General features: G+C 57.6%; 21 protein-coding genes and 2 pseudogenes. 17 read left to right on the plus strand and 6 right to left on the minus strand.

The window, feature by feature from the left end; all coding sequences use genetic code 11:
- Nucleotides 1–104: 104 nt before the first annotated feature.
- The 11 genes from OHD58_RS19465 (at nt 105) to OHD58_RS19515 (ending at nt 9,839) form a co-directional block, all read left to right on the plus strand.
- A complete protein-coding gene (locus tag OHD58_RS19465; RefSeq protein ID WP_263805048.1) occupies nt 105–803 on the plus strand; it encodes a hypothetical protein in 699 nt (232 codons plus the stop codon).
- Nucleotides 800–2,791 carry an ATP-binding protein gene (locus tag OHD58_RS19470; protein ID WP_263805050.1) on the plus strand — a complete coding sequence of 664 codons (1,992 nt, stop codon included), beginning with the start codon at nt 800–802 and terminating at the stop codon, nt 2,789–2,791. Before OHD58_RS19465 ends, OHD58_RS19470 begins: the two co-directional genes overlap by 4 nt.
- An 86-nt stretch (nt 2,792–2,877) precedes the next feature.
- Nucleotides 2,878–4,692, plus strand: a complete 1,815-nt coding sequence (locus OHD58_RS19475; RefSeq protein ID WP_263805051.1) for a hypothetical protein — start codon at nt 2,878–2,880, stop codon at nt 4,690–4,692.
- A gap of 228 nt (nt 4,693–4,920) precedes the next feature.
- On the plus strand, nt 4,921–5,217 hold the full coding sequence (locus tag OHD58_RS19480; protein WP_263805052.1) for a hypothetical protein: 297 nt from the start codon (nt 4,921–4,923) through the stop codon (nt 5,215–5,217).
- Nucleotides 5,207–5,788, plus strand: a complete 582-nt coding sequence (locus tag OHD58_RS19485) for a type II toxin-antitoxin system VapC family toxin (protein ID WP_263805053.1) — start codon at nt 5,207–5,209, stop codon at nt 5,786–5,788. The genes OHD58_RS19480 and OHD58_RS19485 overlap by 11 nt, the downstream gene beginning before the upstream one ends.
- A gap of 203 nt (nt 5,789–5,991) precedes the next feature.
- A complete protein-coding gene (locus tag OHD58_RS19490; RefSeq protein ID WP_263805054.1) occupies nt 5,992–6,603 on the plus strand; it encodes a dTMP kinase in 612 nt (203 codons plus the stop codon).
- An 80-nt stretch (nt 6,604–6,683) separates the two neighbouring features.
- Nucleotides 6,684–7,025: a hypothetical protein gene (locus OHD58_RS19495; RefSeq protein ID WP_263805055.1), complete on the plus strand. Its 342-nt coding sequence runs from the start codon at nt 6,684–6,686 to the stop codon at nt 7,023–7,025.
- Nucleotides 7,022–7,393: a helix-turn-helix domain-containing protein gene (locus OHD58_RS19500; RefSeq protein WP_263805056.1), complete on the plus strand. Its 372-nt coding sequence runs from the start codon at nt 7,022–7,024 to the stop codon at nt 7,391–7,393. The genes OHD58_RS19495 and OHD58_RS19500 overlap by 4 nt, the downstream gene beginning before the upstream one ends.
- Before the next feature lies 1 nt (nt 7,394).
- Nucleotides 7,395–8,414: a protease inhibitor I42 family protein gene (locus OHD58_RS19505; RefSeq protein WP_263805057.1), complete on the plus strand. Its 1,020-nt coding sequence runs from the start codon at nt 7,395–7,397 to the stop codon at nt 8,412–8,414.
- Nucleotides 8,414–9,091 (plus strand): C1 family peptidase, encoded by a 678-nt coding sequence (locus OHD58_RS19510; protein WP_263805058.1) that lies wholly within the window; start codon nt 8,414–8,416, stop codon nt 9,089–9,091. The genes OHD58_RS19505 and OHD58_RS19510 overlap by 1 nt, the downstream gene beginning before the upstream one ends.
- Nucleotides 9,063–9,839, plus strand: coding sequence for a hypothetical protein (locus tag OHD58_RS19515; protein ID WP_263805059.1), 777 nt, complete (start codon nt 9,063–9,065; stop codon nt 9,837–9,839). The genes OHD58_RS19510 and OHD58_RS19515 overlap by 29 nt, the downstream gene beginning before the upstream one ends.
- Here OHD58_RS19515 and OHD58_RS19520 read toward each other — a convergent pair whose 3' ends face one another.
- Entirely contained in the window at nt 9,840–10,508 is a 669-nt protein-coding gene (locus tag OHD58_RS19520) for a uracil-DNA glycosylase (RefSeq protein WP_081709733.1), read from the minus strand.
- A complete protein-coding gene (locus OHD58_RS19525; protein ID WP_263805060.1) occupies nt 10,505–11,653 on the minus strand; it encodes a nucleoside triphosphate pyrophosphohydrolase family protein in 1,149 nt (382 codons plus the stop codon). The genes OHD58_RS19520 and OHD58_RS19525 overlap by 4 nt, the downstream gene beginning before the upstream one ends.
- Before the next feature lie 129 nt (nt 11,654–11,782).
- Here OHD58_RS19525 and OHD58_RS19530 point away from each other — a divergent pair, with 129 nt between their 5' ends.
- The 3 genes from OHD58_RS19530 to OHD58_RS19540 are packed head-to-tail and all read left to right on the plus strand — an operon-like array spanning nt 11,783 to nt 15,389.
- Nucleotides 11,783–12,916: a hypothetical protein gene (locus OHD58_RS19530; RefSeq protein WP_263805061.1), complete on the plus strand. Its 1,134-nt coding sequence runs from the start codon at nt 11,783–11,785 to the stop codon at nt 12,914–12,916.
- Nucleotides 12,913–14,058, plus strand: coding sequence for a caspase family protein (locus OHD58_RS19535; RefSeq protein WP_263805062.1), 1,146 nt, complete (start codon nt 12,913–12,915; stop codon nt 14,056–14,058). The genes OHD58_RS19530 and OHD58_RS19535 overlap by 4 nt, the downstream gene beginning before the upstream one ends.
- The gene (locus OHD58_RS19540; protein ID WP_263805063.1) at nt 14,055–15,389 is read left to right on the plus strand and encodes a hypothetical protein; all 1,335 of its coding nucleotides are present in this window, start codon (nt 14,055–14,057) and stop codon (nt 15,387–15,389) included. The genes OHD58_RS19535 and OHD58_RS19540 overlap by 4 nt, the downstream gene beginning before the upstream one ends.
- A gap of 208 nt (nt 15,390–15,597) precedes the next feature.
- On the opposite strand, the pseudogene OHD58_RS30750 reads toward OHD58_RS19540, so the two are convergent.
- Nucleotides 15,598–15,702: pseudogene (locus OHD58_RS30750) on the minus strand (IS30 family transposase); the annotation flags it as partial.
- 73 nt (nt 15,703–15,775) lie between these two features.
- Nucleotides 15,776–16,165: a nucleotidyltransferase domain-containing protein gene (locus OHD58_RS19545; protein WP_263805065.1), complete on the minus strand. Its 390-nt coding sequence runs from the start codon at nt 16,163–16,165 to the stop codon at nt 15,776–15,778.
- Nucleotides 16,166–16,980: 815 nt separating this feature from the next.
- Between OHD58_RS19545 and OHD58_RS19550 the strand changes: the two genes are divergently transcribed.
- The 3 genes from OHD58_RS19550 to OHD58_RS19560 all read left to right on the plus strand — a co-directional run bounded on the left by OHD58_RS19550 (nt 16,981) and on the right by OHD58_RS19560 (nt 22,310).
- Nucleotides 16,981–17,676: a DUF2971 domain-containing protein gene (locus tag OHD58_RS19550; RefSeq protein WP_263805066.1), complete on the plus strand. Its 696-nt coding sequence runs from the start codon at nt 16,981–16,983 to the stop codon at nt 17,674–17,676.
- 139 nt (nt 17,677–17,815) lie between these two features.
- Complete coding sequence (locus tag OHD58_RS19555) at nt 17,816–18,730, plus strand: hypothetical protein (RefSeq protein WP_263805067.1); 915 nt, start codon at nt 17,816–17,818, stop codon at nt 18,728–18,730.
- Between the two features lies 1 nt (nt 18,731).
- Nucleotides 18,732–22,310: a DEAD/DEAH box helicase gene (locus OHD58_RS19560; RefSeq protein ID WP_263805068.1), complete on the plus strand. Its 3,579-nt coding sequence runs from the start codon at nt 18,732–18,734 to the stop codon at nt 22,308–22,310.
- A gap of 565 nt (nt 22,311–22,875) precedes the next feature.
- On the opposite strand, the pseudogene OHD58_RS19565 reads toward OHD58_RS19560, so the two are convergent.
- Nucleotides 22,876–23,046: pseudogene (locus OHD58_RS19565) on the minus strand (S-(hydroxymethyl)glutathione dehydrogenase); the annotation flags it as partial.
- Nucleotides 23,047–23,169: 123 nt separating this feature from the next.
- The gene (locus OHD58_RS19570; RefSeq protein WP_263805069.1) at nt 23,170–23,823 is read right to left on the minus strand and encodes a GntR family transcriptional regulator; all 654 of its coding nucleotides are present in this window, start codon (nt 23,821–23,823) and stop codon (nt 23,170–23,172) included.
- Nucleotides 23,824–23,838: the final 15 nt, after the last annotated feature.

Raw genomic sequence — 23,838 nt, forward strand, 5'->3', positions numbered from 1 at the left:
TTCACCCCCACATACATCAGGGATATGCCGAGGCAGGGTCGCACTAGATTCGCGAAATCAAATCATTTCAGATATCATCGTCCCTGTTGGGGGGCGCTTCCGGTATGGATATTTTGATCGAAGGGGAGGGGCCGGAGGGCGAGACTTCGCCGCGTTCACGAGCATCGCGCGAGCCGAGCTACAGGCATCGCGACGCGCTTAGGTTGCTCTTCATCTTGGTTGCGGGTGGCGAAGACGTCGCCAAACCCACAGAGGAGGCCGTGAAGGTCTTTCGAGCCGAGAAGCGTTTGATGGCCATGGATTTCCTTGTCCGTTATCCCGACTATCTGGGTGACGCCCTGCTGGATCTCTACGAGGAAACCCGCGAGCCCGAGCTGCTGGAAGCGGTTCAGCGCATCTTCCTCGACGACGAGCCTTCCGTCAGAATGGTGCGGATGGTCCGCTGGCGGCACGGCGCCTACCAGAATGTCGAGGATGCCCTTGCCATGCTGAGCTACTACGGCCTGACGAGACCGATGCAACTCGCCGGTGATGACGGCAAGATTCGTCGGTACGAGTACCTCATATCGTCGAAGGCGATCTCGTTCCTGGACAGGTGCATTAAGGATCACCCGGAGTTGGAGTGGTATCGTGATCGATTGGCTTTGATCATGCGGGTTGCCACCGGCAAGAGCGGTTCTGCGCTGAAGGAATGGCAGTATGAGCACCCGGAGTACGGAAACACCATCCAAGGCGACGTTATACCGACCATCCGGGAGCAAGTCGAACAACGCCTGGTCAAGATCATTGGATTAAAATCATGAGAAAGGAACAGACCATCGAGCCGACCGAGTCCGGCTGGATCAAGGCCATCGCCGAAGACAGCGGCAGTTCGGAATCGGATGTGCGTACCGTGCTGCTCAAGTTTGGGGTTCGCGCGCAGACCACGCCGCCCCGTGCCAAGAGCCTTCGCTTCGACAGCATCAATTTGAGGGGCGTTCGAGCCGGGTCCGAGCGCGACGGACCGTTCGATCTGTCCTGGTCGGATCTGGGGACCGGCATCTGGGCGGTGATGTCCGAGCGCAATTTGCGTGGAAAGTCGTCCATCCTGAATCTGCTCCAAGCCGCAATCCGCGGCGACTTTCCCGGCCGGGTTAAGCCTGACGTCTGGAAGTGGCTGGAGATTATTGAAATCCGGTATCGCGTCGATGAGGTCCTGCATCGCCTGGAATTGCGCAAGGCGGCCGGCGAGGAGAAAGCGGCGGAGGGTAGGGCAATGCTGAGCCGGAGCGACAGCGACGGTCAGTGGATCACGCTCTACGAAGGCGACTCCGGGGACGGGCTGAAGTCGCAAACCGAGCACCTGATGATGGAGGAGCTCGATTTTCCGTTGATTTACGCCCACAACAAGACTACGGGCGGTCATCCACATGGTTGGCCACTGATAGCATCGACGTTCTTTCTGTCGAGCTCAAACGAGCCTAAGGCACTGTTCGGCGACCTTCCCATCGACGGGCTCCCCCTTCGCCTGCTCCAACTGTTCATCGGGTTGTCGTGGGTCTCCACTTATAGCGCTGCGTTAACCGCGCAGAAGCAGGTCGAGCAGGGGCTGATCAATCGGCCGAACCAATCCGGCGTGAACGCCGTGCTCAATACCAGGCTTCTCGAGGTTGACGGCCAGCTCGCCGAGGCGAAGAAAGCTCATGGTGCCGGAGACCGCAGCGCAAAAAGACTGGAGCTGGCGCAGCTCGACGACGAGACCGCAATCAATAGGAAGACGGCCGAGACCGCCCGGGTCGCCTTTGAGACAGACACGGCGACCGTCGCATCCGTCTCAGCCAGCTACGACGACGCGCGGCGAAGGCTTAAGCAGCTAGAGGACGAGCGGTCGGCAGGATATTCGTTTCGTCAGCTCAGCCCGACTTGCTGCCCCGCCTGCGAGGCGGCCTTCGGGAAGGCCGCGCCGGGGGTTGAGCACGGGGATGGCAACACCTGCGCCTTGTGCAAGAACGATCTGGCGGTCCACGAAGACGACCTGGACAATCATCACATTCAAGACGCCCAGACCTTTGTAGAGGAACTGGCAACTTCTCTCCAGATCGCCAAGGCCAAACTCAAAGCCAGCGAGAAGACAGCGAGGGATGCGACCGAACAGCTCCGCGCTGTCATCAGCAGGGTGCGAGACCTCCAGGAAGTCATCTCCACGTCACCGGCCGATCCCGAACTCGTCGTGGTGCAGTTGGAAGCCCAAGCCCGGCAGCTTCGGGAACTACTGGCCTCCCTGCAATCGCCTGCCAACGACGATACCGAGACGCAGGGCGAACTCAAGATCCTCTGCGCCGCTACCGAAGTCAGCAAGACGTTGATGACCGCTATGCAGTCGGACGTCCTGAACGCGATCGCCGATTCGGTGATGGCTCTCGCCAAGAAGTTTGGTGTTTCCCACGTCACCAGCATGCACCTCGATGCCGGTGGGAAATTAAAGGTCCACCAAGGCGGCGCCGATATCTATTTCAGCAATCTGACGATGGGCGAGAAACTGCGCATCAAGATCGCCATCTCGCTGGCGGCGGTGGAGGTGGCCAAGCGTCGTGGGCATGGCCGGCATCCAGGCCTGCTGATCATTGACTCGCCGGCGTCGGAAGAGGTCGTGAACGAGGACTTCGAACAGATGCTCGACAGTGTTGCCTCAGCTGCGAAGGACATCGGAGGCGTTCAGATCATTATCGGCACCATTGCGCGCAAGGCGGTAGAGGCGGTTGTGCCTAGCGATCATCGACTGCACGCAAAGGGGGATGGGTACCTCTTCTGACTGGCGGAGCGACGGAAGACAAATTTGAGCTTCTGACGACGAGCGGTTGGGCGATCTCAGATCCGGGAACGGCACACCAGAACGAGTTGCTGGCCGCGATCGAAGGCCTGCCTTCCGAAACCGATCGCGCCGACGTGTTCTGCTGGCTGACCGGTTGGGTGACCGATGCCGCCGTTCAGCGCGCGTTGCTGCGGCTACTCGAGCGAGAGGACGACGCCACCTTCATTGCGGAAATGGTCGACTGCCTCGATGAACTGCCCGCGATACCGCAGGCTCTCGGCCGCAGCGCCTGGGAGATCTTCCGCAGCCGTTTCGAGCCCAGGTCTGAGCATGGCTGGATGCGATCGCAAGCGTTGCGCGGCGCCCTGGTCGTGGCGCAGGGCGATCCCAGCTTGGTAAGGCGCCTGCAGTCGTACCTCCTGGACGTCACGGTAGACGACGACAGCGCCTATCTGCGTCACGTAGCGAAGGTTGCGGGCGCCATCCTGCGCCGATACCCCGACGCCGATTTCCGGGACCTTCTCTCTCGGTTGGTCAAAGTCGACGCGGCATCGGACGAGGCCGCACTCGAGTTGGGGCTCGATCGGCTGCAGGATGGGTTGCTGGCCAGAACCCACGATGCACTAACTTCAGCGTTGGCGGCCGCCCAGGATTGGTTTCGCCGTTCGCTCGCCATGAGCGAGGGACGTTCGGATGCCGCGCTTTATGAGATCTGCACGTCGGTCCTGATCGATGTGCAGGCCAGGGGGCTGCATTCCGAACTCACACTCGATCTGCCGAAACTTCGGCGCGCCGCCATAGAGTACTCGGCCTATGCCAAGGATCATCACTCTGCGGGATCATGGCTCATTACCTCATCCCGCGAGCGTTTCTGCTGGCTGTCGATGGCCACCAAACTGGCCATGATCGCTCACACGTTCACGAAGGGCATCTGGCTGCAAGCGGCCATCGTGATCGAAGACGAACTGCTCTCGATCTTTTTTGCCAGCGAGAAGGTGTTCTCCCGATCCGATGGCCATGGCGTCGATGTTCTCGGACGGGAGGCGCTCGTCCAATCGCTGCGCAAACGACGATACTACCTGCAGACCTTGGATCAGTGGCTCGCCGAGAACGCGGACAGCGATCTGGCGCTGAATGTCGGACAGCTACGCGACACGGTGCAGCAGTCACTGGCCGGAGCCATCCATCGCAGCCCTTTTGACGAATCGACTGAACGCTGGCTGGTCGATGTCCTCAAAAAAGCCGGCCTCGACGCAGCTACAGCCGAGATGACTGCGGCGCAGTTCGATGTGGGAATAGATCGCAATCGGCAAGTGGCCGAGCTGTGGGCCGCCGTCATGGAGAAGCTCTCGGACAGTCCCGATTACCAGCGCGACTATTCCCGAGCGCTGCTGGAACACATGTGTACGCTCATCGTGCGTTTTCTCGATTTTCGCGCCAACGTTGGCAAGAGCACCGATCCGTCTGCTGAGTACGTATTTCGGCGCGGCGCCGATCTGCCGGTCGAACACGACCTTCAACTGGATTTTCTTAAGTTCCTCACGACGTCGGACGCGCCATCGTTTCGAGCCGAAGCCCGCGATTCCGGTGGCGGCCGCGCCGACATCGCTATCCAGTATCGTGGCGTGAAGTCGGTCGTCGAGGTGAAGAAGGACGACAACGTGCCCGACAACGCCGCCCTTGCAAAGCGATATGCTGGTCAGGCAACAGGCTACTTGACGACTGGTGTCCGTTTCGGTTTCCTACTGGTGCTCGACCTTACGGATCGGAATGGCCATCAACCGCACATTTCCGAGCAGATTAGCGTAGAGCGTAAGGTGCCGGAGGGATCTGAGGTCGAGTACCATATTGTGGTGGCCAGGATTCAGGCCAAGCGCAAAACGCCGCATGACTTGCGGTAATCGGCCCATTGATGTTGTCATCGACAACGTCGTCTTGCAAAACTGCTGACCTTTCCAGCAGACGGTCGTGGCTTTAAGGTCCGTTGCCGCTGACATGGCGGCCGTCTGTGACGCGCCGGCCTCGGTCTCATATTGACCGGCGCCGGGATCACCCCCGCGACCGACCTCGACTACCCCTTGCATCTATGTTGAACGTACACTATGTTATGTTCAACACAAGAGGCTGGCATGGGCGCTCAGATCCATACTACAACAGACAGCGAAGCAACGGTCGCGCTGACCCGCAACAAGCTCGTCCTCGAACAGGCGAGGGCCGTTGGTCTCCTTGGCTCCGCTAAGAATACGCGTCTGTCGGGGCGCGTACCGTCAGAGCTGATCGACGCGGCCAAGAAGCGGGCCCACGTCACGTCGGACACCGAGTTGTTGGAGCTTGCTCTGTCGCGGCTGGCGCTGGAGGATGATTTCGGGGCTCGCCTCGTCAAGCGCAAAGGCAGCATTCCCTCGGATATCGATCTTGGGATTTGATCTCGCCGATACCCTTCGATCATTCAAACCGCAGAAACGCCTTGGGACGCTCGTGCGCCGGTCCGATGACGATCTGCCATGGGTCGACGACGAGCCTATTATTGGCGGTCCATTGTTTTTGGATACGACCGTGTATCTGGATGTCCTCCAAGGCCGATCACCGGCAGAGGTGGATAGGCTTCTGACGTATAGGCTATGTCATCATTCGGCTGTGTGCCTTTCCGAGCTGACATACGCATTCGGCCGATTGGATCCAAAGCACACCTCAACGAAGATCGCCCTGGAAACGATCCGGGCGACAGTCGCGGATATACCCGAGCACCGACTTCATGCCCCTGACTCTGCCATCTGGGGGCAATCCGGCATCCTCGCCGGCCTGCTTTTCCGAATGAGCAATTTGCCAAAAGGCGAAGGTCACGAACGCAAGTTCGTCAACGACGCTCTGGTTTGCCTGCAGGCGCGGCAGCTAGGTGCGAGTGTGCTCACGGGAAACATTCGGGACTTCGACTTTCTTTCCCAACTTGTACCAACGGGGCGAATTGTCCTGTATCGAACACTAGAAGCCTCGTGATTCGCATGAGTTCGGCGGCCTCAGAATACCGCGTGATCTTCCGCCAAAAATTCGGACCAGCTTCTAAACTGCGGTTAAACCTTTCGCCGTATCAATGGCCGCTGGGTATGAAAGCCTCGACTGCGACGCTGGCGTTTTGCTGAGTTTGACGGTTTAACTAGATGCCATTCTGCTTATCTATTGGCCGGTACATGGGGTCGTAAATGTATGGAAAATTATTTTTTATCGAGGGTCCGGACGGAGTTGGCAAAACGACGACGATCGATCTCTTGAAGGTCGCCTTAGTGCAACGATCTGGCCGCTTTGAGTTCTTGAGCTTTCCGGGGAAGGCTGAAGGCACCCTTGGCGCAGTCATTTATCGTATTCACCACGATCCGGCGGCATTTAGAATAGCGACAATGAGCGAGCTCTCGAAGCAGGCGCTTCATGTTGCTGCTCACCTTGATGCTATCGAACGGCTGATAGTGCCAGCGCTGAAATCCGGGACACATATCTTCCTCGATCGTTTCTGGTGGTCGACGCTCGTCTATGGCGCGGCCGCTGGTGTCCATCAAGCCGGTCTCCGAACACTCGTGGAAGCCGAACGACTGGTCTGGGATAAATTTCAGCCGGCACTTGCCATTCTTCTCGATCGGGATCAGCCAATCGACCGTGATGACGAGATCAGCAGTTGGTTGAAGCTGCGTGACGCTTACCGGAGTCTCGCGCTCGAGGAAGGTTCTCATTATCCAGTGGAAATTGTCTCAAATATGCGGACGCCCGTAGAAGCAGCTTCGGCGATCGTCACGCTTATCGATAGGACGCTGGAGAAATGATGTCCGAATTTCAGACAATAACTGTTGGAAAAACAGACGAACTATGTTAGGCGTTGGTGACATCCTTGGAGGACCGCGCCTTGCCAACCGATCCGAACACCAAAGTCAAAGTTCCCCCCTATCCCCTCGAGCACGTTCAGGAAACGCTACTTGCTGAGCTCATCAAGTCCGTCAAGGATCTGGCGGAATTTGAAGGTGTTCTTCTTCCAAAATCTCAAAAAGAGCTGATCGTAAAGGCGATCCATATCGATTCCCACACCGTGGTCGAAATTCTCTGCGTTCTTGACGAGGTGGTCGGCTTCGAGGTTGGGCAGGCAGCTGTGCGACCTGGGGGATATGAATCCATCCAGGAAGCCGTCGATGATGTAACAGCCCGTATGGCCAAGCTCTGGAATAAGCATTTTGATGGGGCGGTCGCATGAAAGGCCCCGCCAACCACGAAAAGCCGGACGAGGCCGAGCGCCTGGTCATCGCCGACAAATTGCGTCAATCCAGGGAATATATCGGACTTAGCCAGGACGAAGTCGCCAGCCGCCTTAATATTCCGCGGAGCGCTCTTTCCAACATTGAAACCGGCCAACGCAAGGTCGATGTCATCGAGCTTCGAAAACTCGCCACACTTTACCGGAGACCGGTAAGCTACTTCACGAACGACGCCGACCCATCGGACATTTCGGGCCCGGTGCGCCATTTGGCCCGCACTGCATCCAAGCTGTCATCAAACGACCTTGAGGAACTGAGCCGCTTCGCAGACTTTTTGAAGAGCCGCTCTTCGATCGAGGAAGAGTAGGATGACAGCGATCGAAAACGCCATTCGAAAAGCGATGGCCGCCGCCGGTCGGCTACAGAACGATCTGGCGATTCGAGACAGGATCGAACGCGCCAACGGCGCTCTGAATGGCCAGATCGACGTTTTTGGCGTCATGGCACATCTCAACCTGCCGCTCATCTTTCGCCCCTTGGAAGGTCTGCTCGGAGCATTCATGAGCGAGCCGGTTCCCGGAGTGCTTGTTACCACCAAGCGTCCGCTCAGCGTGCAACGGTTCACCGCGGCCCACGAGCTCGGACATTTTTATCTCAAGCACAGGCCAAGCCTTGATGACGATTCGATCCTGCGCCGCAGCCCCTTTGCGGCTTCAAGGAATACAAATCTTCAAGAGGTAGAGGCGGACGCGTTCGCCGCGTCATTTCTCCTGCCTCAATGGCTGGCACTCTTTCATTGTAAGCGACACGGCTGGACGAAGCCTGATCTTCCCCATCCTCGAATCGTCTATCAGTTGTCTCTGCGGGCCGGCACGAGCTACTCCGCTACCTGCTGGACGCTTGCCCGTTATAATTTGATCAGCCGTTTAGATGCAAAACGCCTTGCCGACATAGAGCCCAAGAAGATTAAAAAGGGGATCCTCGGCGAGGTGGAGCCGGCAGCATATTATGGTGATGTCTGGGAGCTGAGCGAGGCAGATAGAGGAGAAGTTCTTCACGGCGGCCCCGATGATCTTTTTGTGATGCGCCTGGAGGAGAACGCCGGCGCCGGCTATCTATGGCGTGTTGACGAGCTGACGCCGGATGCATTCGCGGTCAGGGAAGATGTCCGGGAGGTGACCGGGGAGGAGAACGCAGGGGGGCCTGTCGTTCGAAGGATCGTCGCGCAATCTGTGAGGCAGCAGCAAGGCACGATCCGGATGACGGAAGCGCGGCCCTGGCAGCCTGGCAGCGTTATCAATGACTATACGCTCGACGTAGATCTTAATGGCCCTGAAGTCGCGGGCTGGTCACGTGCGGAACGTCGTTTCCGACTAGAGGCCGCGTAATGTCGAGGCCGTCGCTCACCCCTGACCTGCGCAGCATGTTTGGAGAAGTGCGTGATCAGGGCGTGCGCCCAACATGCTTGGCTTTTGCTGTGAGCGATTGCCATGCGGCGGTTCGCGACGGGTGGGATCCACTTTCGGCCGAGTTTGTCTTTTACCACGCGCAGAGGCGTGCAGGCCTGCTGCCGAACCAAGGTGCGCTCCTATTGCACATCCTTGAAGCGATCCGCGACGACGGACAGCCTCCCGAGACAAGCTGGCCCTATCTTGCAGACTTACCTGCGGACCTGAGCCATTGGGGGCCGCCGGTCGTCAAGACTAAGTATTTTCGAAACTTCGAGCGCGGTCCCGGGTCTTTTGACGAGATCCTTGCGAATTTGCTGGGAGGATCTCCGACCGTAGTAGTGCTGTACATCGGCGAGGCGTTCTACAACCCTGGCGGCCAAGGAATTGTCGCAGGCTATCCTGGCGAGAAAGATGTCACCCGTCATGCCGTTATCGCGGTAGGCGCTGGGGTCGTTGGAGGGCGACGGGCTCTGCTCGTGCGCAATTCCTGGGGACTGTTCTGGGGTCTGAATGGCCATGCGTGGGTTACCGAGGATTACGTTTCACAGAGATTGCGCCGGATCGCGGTGCTGAAGGAGGAAATCGGTGTATCTGCCCATCAAAACGCAGCCTAGCTGTGCGTCTGCTTGGCTCGCGGCCGTCACTGCCGTCGATTCGGCCAGTGGCAGCCACGATGCACAAAACGTCATCGTGGACGTCGCCAACCCGACAGTCATGAGCGACGCCGACCTAGAGGTTATCTCCCTTGTCGATGAGTACCTCCGGGAATACGATAGGTATCCTGTAGAGACAGTCGCCAACACCATCTTTCCGCGCTCCCTATTCTTGAGACATAAGGCTCCCGCCTTCTATGACGTTTACCGAACCAAGGTTCTTCCGCGCATCAAAAAGGGCGATTGGGGACGATACTTCGATCGTATGATCACCTTTCCGCTGCAGAAAAAGGGAAAATACCTCAATCCCTTGGACGAAATGGTGACGAAAATGCGCGATCAAGTTGCATCCGGCAGGTGTTTCCGTAACGTCTACGAGATCACTATCTACGATCCCATCCGTGACGCCGGTCCTCTGATGAACAGACAGTGCCTGAGCTTCCTAAGCTTCAAGCTTACGGATGGGCCCGAACGCAAGCTTCTGCTGACGGCGATGTACCGCAATCACTACTACATCGAACGGCTTCTGGGAAATCTCATCGGCCTCGGCCGCTTGATGAAATTCGTTGCAGACGAGGTGAAAGTCGACGTGGGAAGCCTGACGATCGTTTCGACCCATGCCGTGGTCGACTGCCCGTCGGACAGGGAAAGCCTGAGTGACCTCCTTGATGAGGCTCGAGCGACGGGAAGCCTGAGAGAAGCAGCCTGATCAGAGAAGGTGCAGTTGTGTCTGCGGGACCGCTCTACCCCGAACGCTGTAAAACGTCTCCAGTGCACCTATGAATTCATTCTGTCCGCCGTAACTTGGATGCCGTACCGCTGTTGCGGCCAGATCAAGATCGGCGAGGGCGGACTGCGCGTCGCGGCCGATTGCAACGAGATGTTTTGGTCTGAGGGCGGCGATCAGACTTTCAAGCAGGGGCTTGCAGGCAAGCCTCTCGCTTTTTGTATGGCAGCGGTTGGTCATCGGATCCCCGGCTGCATGAGGATGGAAAGGAAAGACGTTCCATAAAAAAATCGGCTGCTCGATCGATCTCAGCATCTGCCAGATGACCGTAGCCGTTCTCTCGGCAATCGGAGGTCCTTTCGTTGCTCTGTGCAACGGCGCTGTGCCGAGCAAATCTGCGTGCCAATCGAGATGCAATTCATCAGTTAGCGCGAGTCCGGTGCGACGACCACCTCGATAGCCAAGATCGCGGGCGATCCAGAATGAATGAACACCCCGCGCTAACGCGGCATCCAGAACCGCTTCGAGGTTCCTGCGCCGGATCGCCGGCGCTTCGTCGGTATCGAAATCTGGGCAAGCGTCAACATACGGATTGAACGCGTTTTCGAACCTGTACGAGGCAAGTTCTTCGACAAAGGCTGCAGCTTTCATGGCACAAGCTCCTGCACGGTCATGCTCCTTTTGTCTAGATCGAGAACCAGCCGTCCACGACGATGTTCCTTGAGATAACGGTAGGCCGAATTGCCCGTCAGGATGGCCTGTTCCCAAAGCCACAGAGGGCAAGTTTCGGACTCGAAGCCATGAACAAATCCCTTGACCGTCTTCAGCAAGTTTAGATCGACCTCGTCTCGGTTTTCAAAGAAGCTGTGCTCCTTCGCACGCGAAAAAACGTAGGCCGCTACGCCTTCCTCAACGATGATCGCTCGTAGGCCGTCCTCGCCGTCGTCCACTTTGGTTTTGCTTTTCCGTTTCACCTTCAGAAGCGCCCGTGTCACCGGCGACCACCCCAGGACGGCTGCGTAAGCATAGTGGAACGCATCATGGAAACGATAGAAATCTTCGACGATGTTATTGTCGGTAAGCCGGTCACCAATATTGACGCCGTTGCACCGCTGGTACACATAGGCTTTCTCGCCGCTCGGCCGCTCGAAGATCTCAATCTCCAGATGGCGCGGCAATTGCTCCTCCGGGAGGAAGTCGATGTCGAACAAAGCTGGCGGCGTCCGTTCGAGCGGCCATTTGTCTCGTGCCTTCAGAATATTGCGAACGGCGGCATCGCCCAATGTCACGCCAGCTTCGGTGGCGGCATCAATAAGATTTCGGAAAATGACCGACAACTTGCTGAGAAGTAACGGTCTGTCCGTTTTGGAAACAGCTTCGCCGTGCTCGTTGGCGAGATTTCCAACAGCGTTTGCGAGTTTCAGAAGGGTCCGTGATACTTCGGGGGTTGGAAATGGGAGTCGAAGGCTAGGTTGCGGCTGTAGCTGCGCGAAGGTAAGCGGCCCATCGCGCGAATGACGGAAGTCCGTTGCCAGCTCTTCGAGCGAAATATCCGCCTGCGCCGCGATGATCGCCAGATACCAAAGCGCATCCCCGAACTCCTCGATCACACCGCGTTCATACGAGTCGTATGCGTTAGCGTCTCGCTGCTTTTTCTTTACCTCGCTCAGGAGACTGCCGGTCTCTCCGAACAATCCAAGGATGGGCAAACCCAAACCGGTCGCCTTGCCGTGCGTTTTGTCTGTCGTCTTCGCAGCAGTCTGGTAATCATTCAGCGTAATCGTAGAACCGTCCATCCCCGAATCCTCCCTATGAAACGAGGGTGACAGACTATTCAGGAAATAGGAATCGGAGACTTTGAACTTGTAGGTGCTGTGGCTTGCGGGCCACAGGCTTTCAGGTTAATTGCAAAAGGGGATAAGGGAATGGTGCAGGTCGTTTTTGTTCACGGCGTTGCCAACAGAAAATCAGACGCCGGTTTCGACGCGAATGTGGCGATTCGTGATCGCCGGTTCAAGGAACTCGCGTTTTCGTCAGCGGACTTCACAATCCGCAATCCCTATTGGGGCGAGTTTGGCGCCGACCCTCAGTGGAAGTTGGCCTCGGTCCCGAACTTCGATGCCGATTACCAGGCACTTGGTATTGGTGCCGCTTTGGCCCAAGGCGGTGGTTCTCAAATACTTGAAGCCGCCCGAATCGATTTTGCCGCCGTGGTAGGGGCACTTTCCGTCGCTGCAATCTCGAACCCAAACGAGGCGCCCGCTCAGGATATTGAACTCTTTTGGATGAGAGTAGCCAGATATGCTGCAGCCCAGCCAAAGCCTGCATGGTTGGGCACCGTAACTGACGACGCACAGTTTTGCGATCGGCTGCGCAAAGAGGCCGAGGCTGGCGCCGCCATACAAGCGCTGGGATTTCTCGATCAGGTGAAAGCCGCAGCCGACAAAATAAAGGGCAGCGCTTCCAATCTCGTCAACGGCCCGTTCGCCCGGGCTGGCCGGGAAAAGATCACGCCGGGTCTCGCTATCTTTATCGGGGATGTTTTTCGGTACCTGCGAGAAAACGACGCTCGCACTCAGATTCGTAAGACAGTTTCCGAGGCGATTGTTGCCGCGGGCAAACAGAGAAAACCTAACGAGCCATTCGTATTGGTCGGCCACAGCATGGGCGGCGTAATCCTTTATGACCTGCTCGCGAGCAGCGAAACTGTCGAGGGCTTTTCCGCAGCCATTGGGACGAAATTCGCCGTCGATCTCTTTCTTACCGTTGGCTCACAAGTCGCGCTTTTTGAGGAAATGAAGCTCTATGAGGCAAGCACCTCCGAATTCTCGGGGCAATCCAGATCGGTACCGAGGCCAGAGGCGGTCAAGAACTGGTGGAATGCCTTTGACAAGATGGACGTGCTTTCCTTCATCACATCGCCGATTTTTGAAGGCGCCGAGGATTTCTCCGTTGATACGATCGCAGGCGTGCTTGACGCTCACGGCGCGTATTTTTCCAGCACGATGTTTTACACCCGGCTGAACGCTCGTCTGAAAAATATAGGGCTTGCGCCGTGACGACAATCTACCTTCGGCTAGCTAACGCACCTCAGACCCACGCATTCATCATCGGATGTGGCCGCTTTCCGAGCCTCAGCGCCAACGGATCGGCCGACAGGCTGGCGACGACCGCTGGTGCACGCGCTATCGTCCGCTTCCTCCTTGATCGGGCCGACAGATTGATCGCCCCTCTCGGTTCGATCGAGGTGTTGTTGTCTGATCCGGCTCTAGTCGCCGGCCAGGATACGCTCAGCCTGGGCATCGTGGATCACGATCCTCGGGTCGACGATGTCGTTCAGCCAGCCAACGAAGCCAATTATCACACGGCCGGGGATCGCTGGATCGGACGATGCCGCCCAGGCGATCATATGTTTTTTTATATTGCGTCGCACGGCGTGACGGACAGCGATACAACGGCCGTTGCCGTGTTGGAAGATATACGCTCCATCAATCACAGACCATGGGCGCAATCGATTAACATCACGCAGCTGGCGTCGGCGTTGCCAACTTTGCAAGCCGACGGCTGTTGGGTCTTTCTGGACGCCTGCCAGGAAGTCATTCCGGCTATATTTCAGCAGATCAACGGAGCGCAAAGCCCAGCTCTGATCACCCCCGATATTACCGCGCTTACTAGACGGCGGACAAGCTCGGTTTCGCTAGCCGGATCCAGGCTCGGCACCAGCGCTTGGGCTCCGACCGATGGAGCTCCGCCTTTCTTCACACAGGCCTTGATCGAAGGCTTAAGTGGAGCAAGCGTCGAATTCTCCAATCCCGACGGCTGGGTGGTGACCGGACAGCAGATCTTATTTACACTAGGTCGTATTGCAAATGCTGCCCTCAACAATACCGATCTGCAAACAGAATCTCTTACGCAATTCAACAGGGATGTTAAGTTGCTGAGGGTACCACACCCGCAGATTCCCGTCGTCGTACGAACGGCGGTCGAAAGCCACATGATTGCCGCGGTGTCTGTCACGGCGAATGATGGAAACGGGCGAATTTTTACCAAGAACGACGCTGAGATGGCGTGGAGGTTTCGTGTCGATCCCGATCTCACGCGCTACACAACCTCCGCGCAATTCCCAGGCGGGAATCCCTCGTATCAAGATCAAGTCTTCACAGCCGCTCCTCCCGCCCAGATCGTGGAGCTCGTGGAATGATCGACGATCCTGATGTGCACAATGTCCGCATCGTCGGGCTAGCGCATGTCCCGTACCACTTCCGCTTAATCGGTATGAAACGTGAATTAAGCGGGGCAGATCTTCTGAGCAACAAAGACGGAGTTGCGGAGACGCAACTGCAGGCTGGGACATTTTTGTGTTACGCGGAAGATCTCACGACAGGGGCCTTGACGACGACGAAAATCGACATTGTCGGCGGCTTGGACCCTTTTATCGTCGAACTAGGCGAGAAGCCGCGACGAACGCCAGTAACCTCTAATTTTCGACCAAGCCGCATTCAAGCGTATGAGTCATTCCGAACGGCGTCTGCGGTGCCTATCGACATCGACGAAGACCTTGTGCCAGTGGTCTCCCCCAACTTGGCTGAATATGCCGCGAAGCAATTTTCGAGCGCCACTACGCCGCTCACTTCACGTTTGGAAAAGCGGTTCTCAATTGGTCTTTCGATCGATCTTACTTCGGCTCGAAGGGGAGGGTGGCGCGCTTTTCAGCGAGTCGAGGGCCTCCATCCGCGGAAGGACGGCAACCAGATCATCATCGATTTTGGTTCTCTAGCGTTTCGGCCTAAGGAGCGGCTGCGTTTGAGCGTCGGCATTGAAGGCGACCAAGTCTGGCAAGTTAACGTGCCGCTGTTCGAGACGGGCCTTAACGCAGAAATCGCATTAGTCAAATCCGGCTTCGGTCCAGAGCTGGCGTTGCGCTTGGTTGCACCGGATCCCAGCCTCTCGTTGGTACTTGCTGGTTCGAGCGGATCGTATCCAGGCGGCTTGGAAAGAATTTCCGGTTTTCAGTCGGATCGTCGAGGAAAGCTCGACGCCGACCCGTGGACAGACCTTTCTTGGGCTCTTGCCGATATCAGGGCGGGGGCTGTCCCTCGGCTGCCGGGTGAAGGGCCATGGCCTTGGAACAAACATGACCCGATAAGCGATGGGTATGTTGTGTGGGCCTGGATGATTGCAGCAAGCGCCGACAAAACCTCACTCAGTCTTGATCAGCGCTGCCTTAACACGTTGGTGCAAGCCCGCAAGCTTGGGCGGCCCTATTTCTCGGCCACAAGTGAGTTGGCGGCCGAAATGTTGGAAGCGCTGGCACTGTCATCAATTGATTCTGCAATCCGCGCGAATGCGAAGTACGAAGCTGCAATATGGAGCCGCCGAGGAAAGACCAAGCTCAAAACCGGACCATTCTATGCGTGGGAGCGCCCAGAACGAAACCTGCAAGCTGGCAAACTGCCTACTGGGAACTACAGAACATTGGCTTCGGGCCGCCTTCGCAGTGATACTTTGGACCTCGAAAAGGTTCTGGAATAGCGGAGAGCTGATCGTGGCTTCGGGATGGCGTTTCGAGACCTGATGTTCGAGCGACCGAAGCCCCCTAACTTCTATGGCTTTAAGCAAATGCGCCATTTTCTCGATGGGCTGCTCGCTGGGTCGTGACTCTAACAATGAGCTGGGCTCGACGTTCACGCTTGTGAGTTCTCGTTGAAGTGCGACCTTGCAGCGAGGCAGGTTAGCGCGTTCACCGATTAGCTGACAGTATCTTCTGACGGAAGACTTCGGCCGGTGTTCTGAAGCCGAGGCATTTGCGGGGCGTCGAGTTGAGATGGGCGCACACCTGGTGAAGGTTGATGAGCGCTCCGTCCTCGACGTTGGTGCTAGCCATGATTCTGAGGGATTGGCGCGCATCCATGAGGAGGTCAATGTCGTCCGTGGATGTGACCCACAAACACTCCGGCCGCCGCCTCATAGGCATAGATCGCATTCGTTCCCGCAATGCGAATGCCTCCGCCGAGAAGACCGGCATCATCGATTGCCCTGATAATTCGTGCGGCGAGGAGAGGGACACGTCCAAGTCTGAGCGCTCGATTGACTGCGGATTGGCGCTCGATCTGCTCCTGTCGCGCGGAGAGCGTTTCCTGGGCGGATGCGCGAGCTTCTTCCCAACCCGCTTTCTGAGCTTCGGTCGCTGGTGAGCGACGTCCTTCGACCTTCTGGCGCCGTGCACTGGTGGAGTCGTAGTAGCTTCGCATCAGATGATCGATGCCATTTACGGTGTGCCAAACGAGCGATCCTCGAAAGCTCTTCACCTTTTTTGGGCTTCCTTAAGCGCTGCGAACCGTTGATCGGAATTGATCTTTTCGCGACGTTGGTCGTTATTTAATCCAATTAAATCAATCATATCAACAGTAATCCAATGATTGTATGCGGACTGTTGCAAATTACAATAAGGCAGGGCCACTCCTTGCAACAGTTTCTCAAACATTTAACCGACACTGTTGATGTTACTGAATCAGTTGCAATTCATATGGGACCCTTTCGAACCTGGAGGGCATCGCGTTGAAAGCACGCTTCGGCATCGAGACCCATTCCGAGTTGCGGATCGAAGAACACCGCGCCACGGCCTTCCGCATGGAGGAAATTGTCGAAGGCGACGGCAATCTGCCGCGCCCTTGGTCTATCGGCCTTGGCCGACGAGGAGCTTCTCAGCCGCGCCGTCGATTATATCCGCAGCCAGGGCATCGTCATCCCCGACGAGTGCTTTCCCATGTCGCACCGTGCCATGGGCACATATCGCGCTAACCGGAATGAAATTGACCGCCCCCTCGAACGCTTCAGGCCGATCTGCCTATCTGCGCTAACCGCTTCAATCCAAACAACTTCAAATTCCCTTAGCGGCATTGTAGAAATGCTCACGGAGCCCCTTACCGAAAATTTGCGATAGGTCCACGCTGTTTGTTTAACTGGCCAATGCCATGCGGATAGCTGCCCTCCGTTCATCCGTTAGGTCCATGCTTTCGGGGGCATTGCAACCGCCACGACCCACAAGCGGTCATTCACTGCCTTCTCCCGCGGTCATCGCAGCCGTGCTATGTCGCAGTCACGAGGCGGGGGAACGGCACACGTGGCGCAGTTGAAGATCTATGCAAAGCCATCCAATCTGTACCGTTATCGGCCTTTGGGACCGAAGGCCGAGCAGGAACTGAATGCACTGGTCGGCCACTATATTTACTGCCCTGCATTCTCCGTCATGAACGATCCTATGGAGGGCCTATATCGCCCATCGGCACGGTTTACGCAGAACCCATTAGGAGAGAAGAGCGCCGCGCGCGTCCACGATGCGTTGCAGAAGACGGGGATTGCTTCGTTGTCGGAGGTCTTCGATCACGAACCGATGTGGGCACATTACGCCGATCAGTTCGCTGGCATGTGCGTGCAGTACAACGTCAATCGGCTCCTCAAGGGCCTGGACACGAAGATTGCCCTGACGAGGATGATGTATTCCGAGAGCGAACCTGTGCTGCTCAACGACAAAAGCCTTGCGGTAGACCGTGCGCGGTTGTGCCTCTCGAGCAAAACTGTCCGTTGGGCAAGTGAACGGGAGTGGCGTCTGTTCAAGGACAACCAGGGCGAGGCACACTACCGAGATCCCAAAACCGTCACCAAAATCTTCCTCGGGTCGCGAATCGGCGAGGCGGATGAAAGCGCTGTCCGCGCTGCTTGCCGAGCGCTGGGGGTGCCGGTCGTAAAGATGGCGATCGACGCGTACTCACTCACATTTAGATCGGCGCTGACGATCAGGCGCAAGCCCTCGCCGTAAGGCAGATAGGCAAGCGCGCCTACAGGGAGCCCTCCCGGCATCTTCCCGAAGGCGTACACACGATATACACAGCTCGTCGCAGCCTTACGCCAACGGGGTTTGGTCTTAGTGGGGCTTGGCAGATCGGGACAAAGCTAAGATGATTCGGTTTCTCAAGCTGCCGCAGCCTTTTCTGAACGGCTGGCTCGTAAATCAGCCATTACCGGTCCCAAATCCTAAGTACCGGCTGCGCGTGTGGCGAGAAGACCATGCGTCCTTGGCACCGCTGAAGAACGAACTGATCGCCTATGTGCAAGAGGCGCTTGACGACGCCCGCAAACGCCTGCGATCCGGCTTCGAAGACGATTTGTCACCCTTCAACGATCCCGTTCATGACCCCGCCGCAAACTACCCCGCGATGCTCAATCAAGCCTCCCTCAAAGGCTATTTCGGTGAAACGCTCGCAGCGCTTGCGGTCGAACATTTTGGGGCCATCGGACATCCGGACTGGCATGTCCCAGCGTTGCTGTTCCGGTTTCACGATCAGGAGTTTCAACATCTTGAGCTAATCAACGAGCGACTGTTGGCAGGCGTGCCGCATGACCCGGACGCGGTCGCCGAACGCCGCCCAGGTCGAACGGGCGATGACGGCTTGGCATTTAGGATCGACGCAGCAGGTGCGATTACTGACATTCTCACACTGGAGGCCAAGTGCCTTACGGTGAGCAATAACGCTACCATGAGCGAAGCTCACGCGAAGCTGGTCATCGGAGGGAATCGCCCGAGCGGCGTGCGCGAGCTCATCAACCTGCTGCAGGAGTATACGACGCCTCACGCAGAATTCTGGCAATACGCCCTCCTGCAGTTTTACCGCGAAGGGTTTAAAACGGCGCATCGGCACGACGGTGTCGTCTATGCCGTCGGCAATTCGCCAGTCGTGCCGGCGACAAAGATCAGCTGGCTGCCACACGACGCCCCCCACCCCGCATACACCTTGCCACGCAATCTAGAGGCTATGGAATTCCAGTTTGAGAATCTCGATGGTGTGATCGACATCGTGTACCGGGGCGGCTGAGGTGACCCATCCCGCAACAGTGGCGATGGCCGCCGGAATCCGTACGGTGCTGGCGACCCAGGCCCTGACGGGAAGTCAGGCCAGGCTCTACAGCCAGCGCTTGCGCAGAGACATGGGCCGCGACGGCCTTGCGAGCTTTTCCGGAGGCGACGTGGTCGGCTTGCTCGACGAAGCCATGCTGCTGCTCGAAAGTGGCTGGCTCGAACGGAGTGCTGACCTAGCATCGCCATGGCGCACCGCCATCAAGCGCGCGGCAGAAATACTGGAATGGCTATCGCAGCCTGATCTGAGACCGAAAGGTGCACCGCTGCATCTGCTGGCCGCTGCCGCGTACCAATTGGCAGACTTTCCGGCGATGGCGATCGGTCATCTCCGCCTGCTTCCCGCTGAGGAGCCGTTGTCCGAACTGCTCCAAAATTTCCTGCGCGCTGATTTTCCTGCGACGTTCGAGGCCACGCAAAGCTTCTGGAACACTCGGCAATCAGCTTCGCACAGGAGTGGCGATGCCCCGGACCTAGAGAATGCGACGGTCCAGCATATCATTATGTGCGTGGGCACCATTTGCGCGCATTTGCGCATGGGCAGCGACGTGCCGGTAGAGCGGGCGATCATCAAGTTGGAGCGCCTTGCGGTGAGCTATCTGCATAGCCGTGATCCCTTTTCCTATCTCCTCGCGCGGCTGACAGCGGCAAGCGCCCGGCGGTTCGTCGAAACGAGCATGTGGCCCCAGATCGAACAACTGCGTTTTGTTTCGAGTGCCGCCGCCGGCGCTGCCCTAACGCAGTTCGCGCGGTCGGCCTATATCAATCGCCGCGCGCTTGTCTGGCCGGCTCAGGCTGTTGGAATCGAGCGGTTACGCGAGAATACTTCGTTCGTCCTGTGCACACCTACGGGTTCCGGAAAAACGACGGTGGCGACGCTGGGCGCCGTGCAGGGCCTGTTCGCGGATTCTGGAGCGGGTGTCACTAACCCGCCGACGCTCGGCAACCTGGTTCTGTATCTCGTCCCGTCACGTGCGCTTGCTGCGGAAGTTGAGGGCCGCCTCACGGAAGATCTGCGTGGGATTTCGGCAAGTCCCGTGGTGGTGACTGGCTTGTACGGTGGCGTCGACTGGGGCCCGACCGACGCTTGGGTCCAGACCGATCAGCCGACGGTGGTGATCTGCACGTTCGAGAAGGCGGACGCGCTGCTGCGCTACCTTGGCGTCCTGTTTCTCGCTCGCGTGCGCACCGTCATCATCGACGAGGCGCATATGGTCGATCAGGATACGACCCGACTCGCCGGCTTGCAGGACGGGTCTTCGCGCTCCTTCCGCCTTGAGCAGTTGGGATCGCGGTTGATGCGTGCCCGCAGCCAGTTCGATTTTCGGATCGTCGCACTCTCCGCCGTCGCGGCACGGGCGGCGCCCGCGCTCGCACGGTGGATCACCGGATCACCAGACGCTGAACCGATCGCTTCGAGCTACCGTAGTACACGACAAATGTTGGGGCGACTCGAAGTCAGCGACGCCGGGCAATGCACAATCCGTTACGACCTGATGGACGGGCGGTCGCTGAAGTTCGAAGACATGACGCGCGCCGATACGCCATTCGTCAGCGACCCGTTCCCTCCCTCCCCGCCCGGCCTCGAAGGCGATGACGGGCCGGAGCTAAGAATGCGGGCGCCAACGCTGTGGGCGGCGCTCAACCTCGCAGCACGGCGTCCGGATGGTTCGACCCCCTCGGTGCTGATATCGCTTACCCAAAATGCCTCCGGCTTTGCAAAAACATGCGTAGAGCTGATGGATGCTTGGCGGGATTGGCCGCTTCCGGCGTACCGCGCGGTCAATCTGGAAGACGGCGCCTGGATCCGATGCCTTGCCGCCGCCGCGGATTACTTCTCAGTCAACTCGGTCGAATATCGCCTGCTGGCACACGGCATAGCGCTCCACCACGGCAAGATGCCCAGCCTGCTCGCCCGGAGGCTGAAGACGGTCATCGACCGCGGCTATATCCGGGTAATTATCGCGACGTCGACGCTTTCGGAGGGCGTCAATATCCCGGTCAACTATCTCCTTATCCCAAGCGTCTATCGAGCCGACACGCTGCTGCCATTGCAGGAGTTCAGCAATCTGATCGGTAGAGCCGGCCGGCCAGGTGTAGCTACCGAAGGTAACGCGCTCGTGGTCTTGCCGAGACGTACCACCGAGACCAATCGATACGGCCAAACCGTGTATTCTTACAGCAGGCAGTGGAACGGATATGAGCAACTCATCCGCGACCTAGAATCGGCGACAAACGCTGCCGTGTCGCTGGTGCCGGACGACCAGGCTTCGAGTCCGCTGCGCCACCTGCTCGATGCCTTGCGGACGGCCTGGATCGCATTGACTGGCGGCGAGAGCGAAGACGAGTTCCTGTCTTGGCTTGATCAAACGGCCGTTGAAGCCACGGAGTTCTCGGAGATTCCGCTCGCGCATGAGTATCTCGACTCGCTAGATGCGTTCCTGATCGCATCGATCCAAGAGATCGAGGATTTGCTATCGATCGAGCTTGTCGGTCCAGCACTCGAGACGGAGCTGACGACGATCTGGCGTCGCACCTATGCCTTTGCAGCCTCGCGTGGCGAAGCGCAGCTGGCTGCAGTTTGGCTCGCACGGGGTCGTGCCATCAAACGACATTACCCGGAGGTAGGCGAACGGCGCCGTCTCTACCGGACCAGCCTGTCGCCGCGATCGGGTCGTATACTCCTCAATCGGGCAGAGGCGGTACGCACGAAGCTTGGCGAAGGGAAGGACTACGCCCGGTGGAGTGCTGAACAGCAGCTTTCTTATGCTCAAGGCGTCTTGGCGCTTCTGTCAGAAGTTCCGTCCTTCGAGATCAAACGGACCCTTGGCCGCAAGAAGAACTTCGACGACTGGCCAAAAATCCTGCGGTGGTGGCTGGCGAAAGCGACGCTAAGCCGGCAGCCCAAGCCTACTGAAATTACCAATTGGTTTTCGTTCGTCGCCGAAAATTTCATTTACCGCGGCTCTTGGGGGCTTGGCAGCGTCATTGGACTTTTGCTGGATTCGAGCGATGGTAGACAGCCGATCCGCGCACTCGAGATCGCAGATTGGCCACGTACCGGCCTGCCTTGGATCGCCTTCTGGCTGAAAGAGTTGATCGGGTGGGGCACGCTCGATCCCGTGGCGGCATTCCTGCTGGCCCGGGGCGACGCGTTAGATCGCCCCCAAGCGGAATCAGACGCCAAACATTATTACCAAGCACGTGCCGAGGAAACGGACGCTAATGCGCTGCTGGATCCAACGGCAATCCGCGACTGGGTAGACGCGCGCGCGCCCGTTCGTTTTGCCCGAAGTCCCCAGCACATCGCGACTGTCGAGGTTGCGCTCGTTCGTCCATCTGCGGACTTCCGGCGGGCGCGGCTAGCGGTGTCGCCTCTGGCCAATGCGGCAGCCCTCACCTGGATCGACCCGGCCGGATATGAAGTCGCGCGCTCGGCAAAGCCTGTTGGATGGGACGACGACCTTTCGCGGTATCAATTCGAACTCGATGTCGCCTCAGCAACAGTCAGTGGCGAGCCATATCAATTGCACCTGTAACAAGCAGCACTTTGGCTGCCAGATTGGCGACGGTCCCACAGCCGCAAATGGGATAGGTGCAATTGCCAAGCACCAAAAATAGCGGTTTAGCCCCCGAGAGTTAGTTTAGTGAGGCGGCAAAACCAGTGGATTGCTCGATAAACGAATGGTGGCCGAAATTATTGAACTTGCCCCCGAAAGCGGACAGGCTGCTTTCCACCAGCGATGGTCAAGGTTGACCGTTTCGCGGCTAGCCAGAACCGACATTAACGAAGGGCCGCTTACGAGATTGTGTATCGCGGCCATGAAGGTCGCGAAGGCGGCGCGAAGCTGACTTCCGGTGGCGAATCGAGCCCAATATCCCCGTCATCAATGTTCATGATTTGTGCTTCGAAAGTCGCATAAAAAGGCAGTGTGGAACGAACGTCGAGGCTGGCGAACGAGGCGCAATTCCCATGTTCAGTTCGAGCAGATGTTGGTCCAACTCCTTATCCGCAGCCGTCAGGCGATGATTCAGGCGGGAACAACATCCCTTCCAAGCGATGCTCGGTAACACGAATGTCGTTAATCGGAATTGGCACTAGTACGGAAACAGGCCTTCGGGATCGGCGCCCGACAGCGTGAACTCGTCAGTGTGACAGATGCCGGTCGCCTTGATCTCGACTAGCACTTCACCATCACGCGGGCCGTCGAGTTGCACGGTCATGATTTCGAGAGGCTTTCCAGCCTGAACAGCAACAGCGGCGCGTACGTCCATATACAAATTCCCCCTGGTATTGTGCTTGCGAGAAAAATTCAGCCGTAGCCGTTGTGCGTTCTGCCCGCCTACAATGGGCCGATCGCTGGCATCAGAAGTCGGGCAGAAGCGGTGCTAAGCTTGCTACTTTGATGAGATCCGCTTCCAAGAAAACTTTATGTAGTTTCGTTTGATGTAACCGATTGCCTCGATGTCATTCTCTCGCATTGCTGTGAGCAGATCAGTTATCTCTAGCTGTAGCAATCGAACCGAATCTGGCCAGATGTCGCGGGACATTTCATACCAGGCTCGGGCCGCCCTAAAGTAAAGATTATGCCACACGTCAAGGAACACTCTATTCAGCAAGAGATCGCTAATCGCGAAGTGGAGAATGTGGTTGATTTGCCAATGCTCACCGACATCGAATTTCTCTGCCAAATTGTCCGACCGGTTAAGCAAAGTCTCTAACACATCCACATCCGCTCTCGTCGCATCACGTGCTCCAATTCGCCCAAAAAGCTGTGCCATTTCAATCCTAAGGTCAAACACCTCACGCAACTGAACGGGGTCAAAAGGTGTCACGAAAGTACCAATGCCGTTTCTCACCTCCACGAGTCCTTCAATCGACAGGCGCTGGAAAGCTTCACGCACTGGTGTCCGACTGACGTGGAATTCAACGGCGATATCATTCTCGCGAAGCATTGCTCCTGGAGCGTACTCTAGAAGGCAAATACGATCTCTCAACAGGTCGTGGATCTCGATCGCACCTACCTTCTTTGATTCCTCTTCTCCGCTCATTCTCAGCAACTCCGA

This window comes from Mesorhizobium sp. ZC-5, from assembly GCF_025753855.1.
Lineage (GTDB): Bacteria > Pseudomonadota > Alphaproteobacteria > Rhizobiales > Rhizobiaceae > Neomesorhizobium.

Excerpts from the sequence above, each read along its gene's own strand:
- OHD58_RS19465 (WP_263805048.1), top strand. The coding sequence starts at position 105 with ATGGATATTTTGATCGAAGGGGAGGGGCCGGAGGGCGAGACTTCGCCG.
- OHD58_RS19470 (WP_263805050.1), top strand. The coding sequence starts at position 800 with ATGAGAAAGGAACAGACCATCGAGCCGACCGAGTCCGGCTGGATCAAG.
- OHD58_RS19480 (WP_263805052.1), top strand. The coding sequence starts at position 4,921 with ATGGGCGCTCAGATCCATACTACAACAGACAGCGAAGCAACGGTCGCG.
- OHD58_RS19490 (WP_263805054.1), top strand. The coding sequence starts at position 5,992 with ATGTATGGAAAATTATTTTTTATCGAGGGTCCGGACGGAGTTGGCAAA.
- OHD58_RS19500 (WP_263805056.1), top strand. The coding sequence starts at position 7,022 with ATGAAAGGCCCCGCCAACCACGAAAAGCCGGACGAGGCCGAGCGCCTG.
- OHD58_RS19505 (WP_263805057.1), top strand. The coding sequence starts at position 7,395 with ATGACAGCGATCGAAAACGCCATTCGAAAAGCGATGGCCGCCGCCGGT.
- OHD58_RS19510 (WP_263805058.1), top strand. The coding sequence starts at position 8,414 with ATGTCGAGGCCGTCGCTCACCCCTGACCTGCGCAGCATGTTTGGAGAA.
- OHD58_RS19520 (WP_081709733.1), bottom strand. The coding sequence starts at position 10,508 with ATGAAAGCTGCAGCCTTTGTCGAAGAACTTGCCTCGTACAGGTTCGAA.
- OHD58_RS19525 (WP_263805060.1), bottom strand. The coding sequence starts at position 11,653 with ATGGACGGTTCTACGATTACGCTGAATGATTACCAGACTGCTGCGAAG.
- OHD58_RS19530 (WP_263805061.1), top strand. The coding sequence starts at position 11,783 with ATGGTGCAGGTCGTTTTTGTTCACGGCGTTGCCAACAGAAAATCAGAC.
- OHD58_RS19540 (WP_263805063.1), top strand. The coding sequence starts at position 14,055 with ATGATCGACGATCCTGATGTGCACAATGTCCGCATCGTCGGGCTAGCG.
- OHD58_RS19555 (WP_263805067.1), top strand. The coding sequence starts at position 17,816 with ATGATTCGGTTTCTCAAGCTGCCGCAGCCTTTTCTGAACGGCTGGCTC.
- OHD58_RS19570 (WP_263805069.1), bottom strand. The coding sequence starts at position 23,823 with ATGAGCGGAGAAGAGGAATCAAAGAAGGTAGGTGCGATCGAGATCCAC.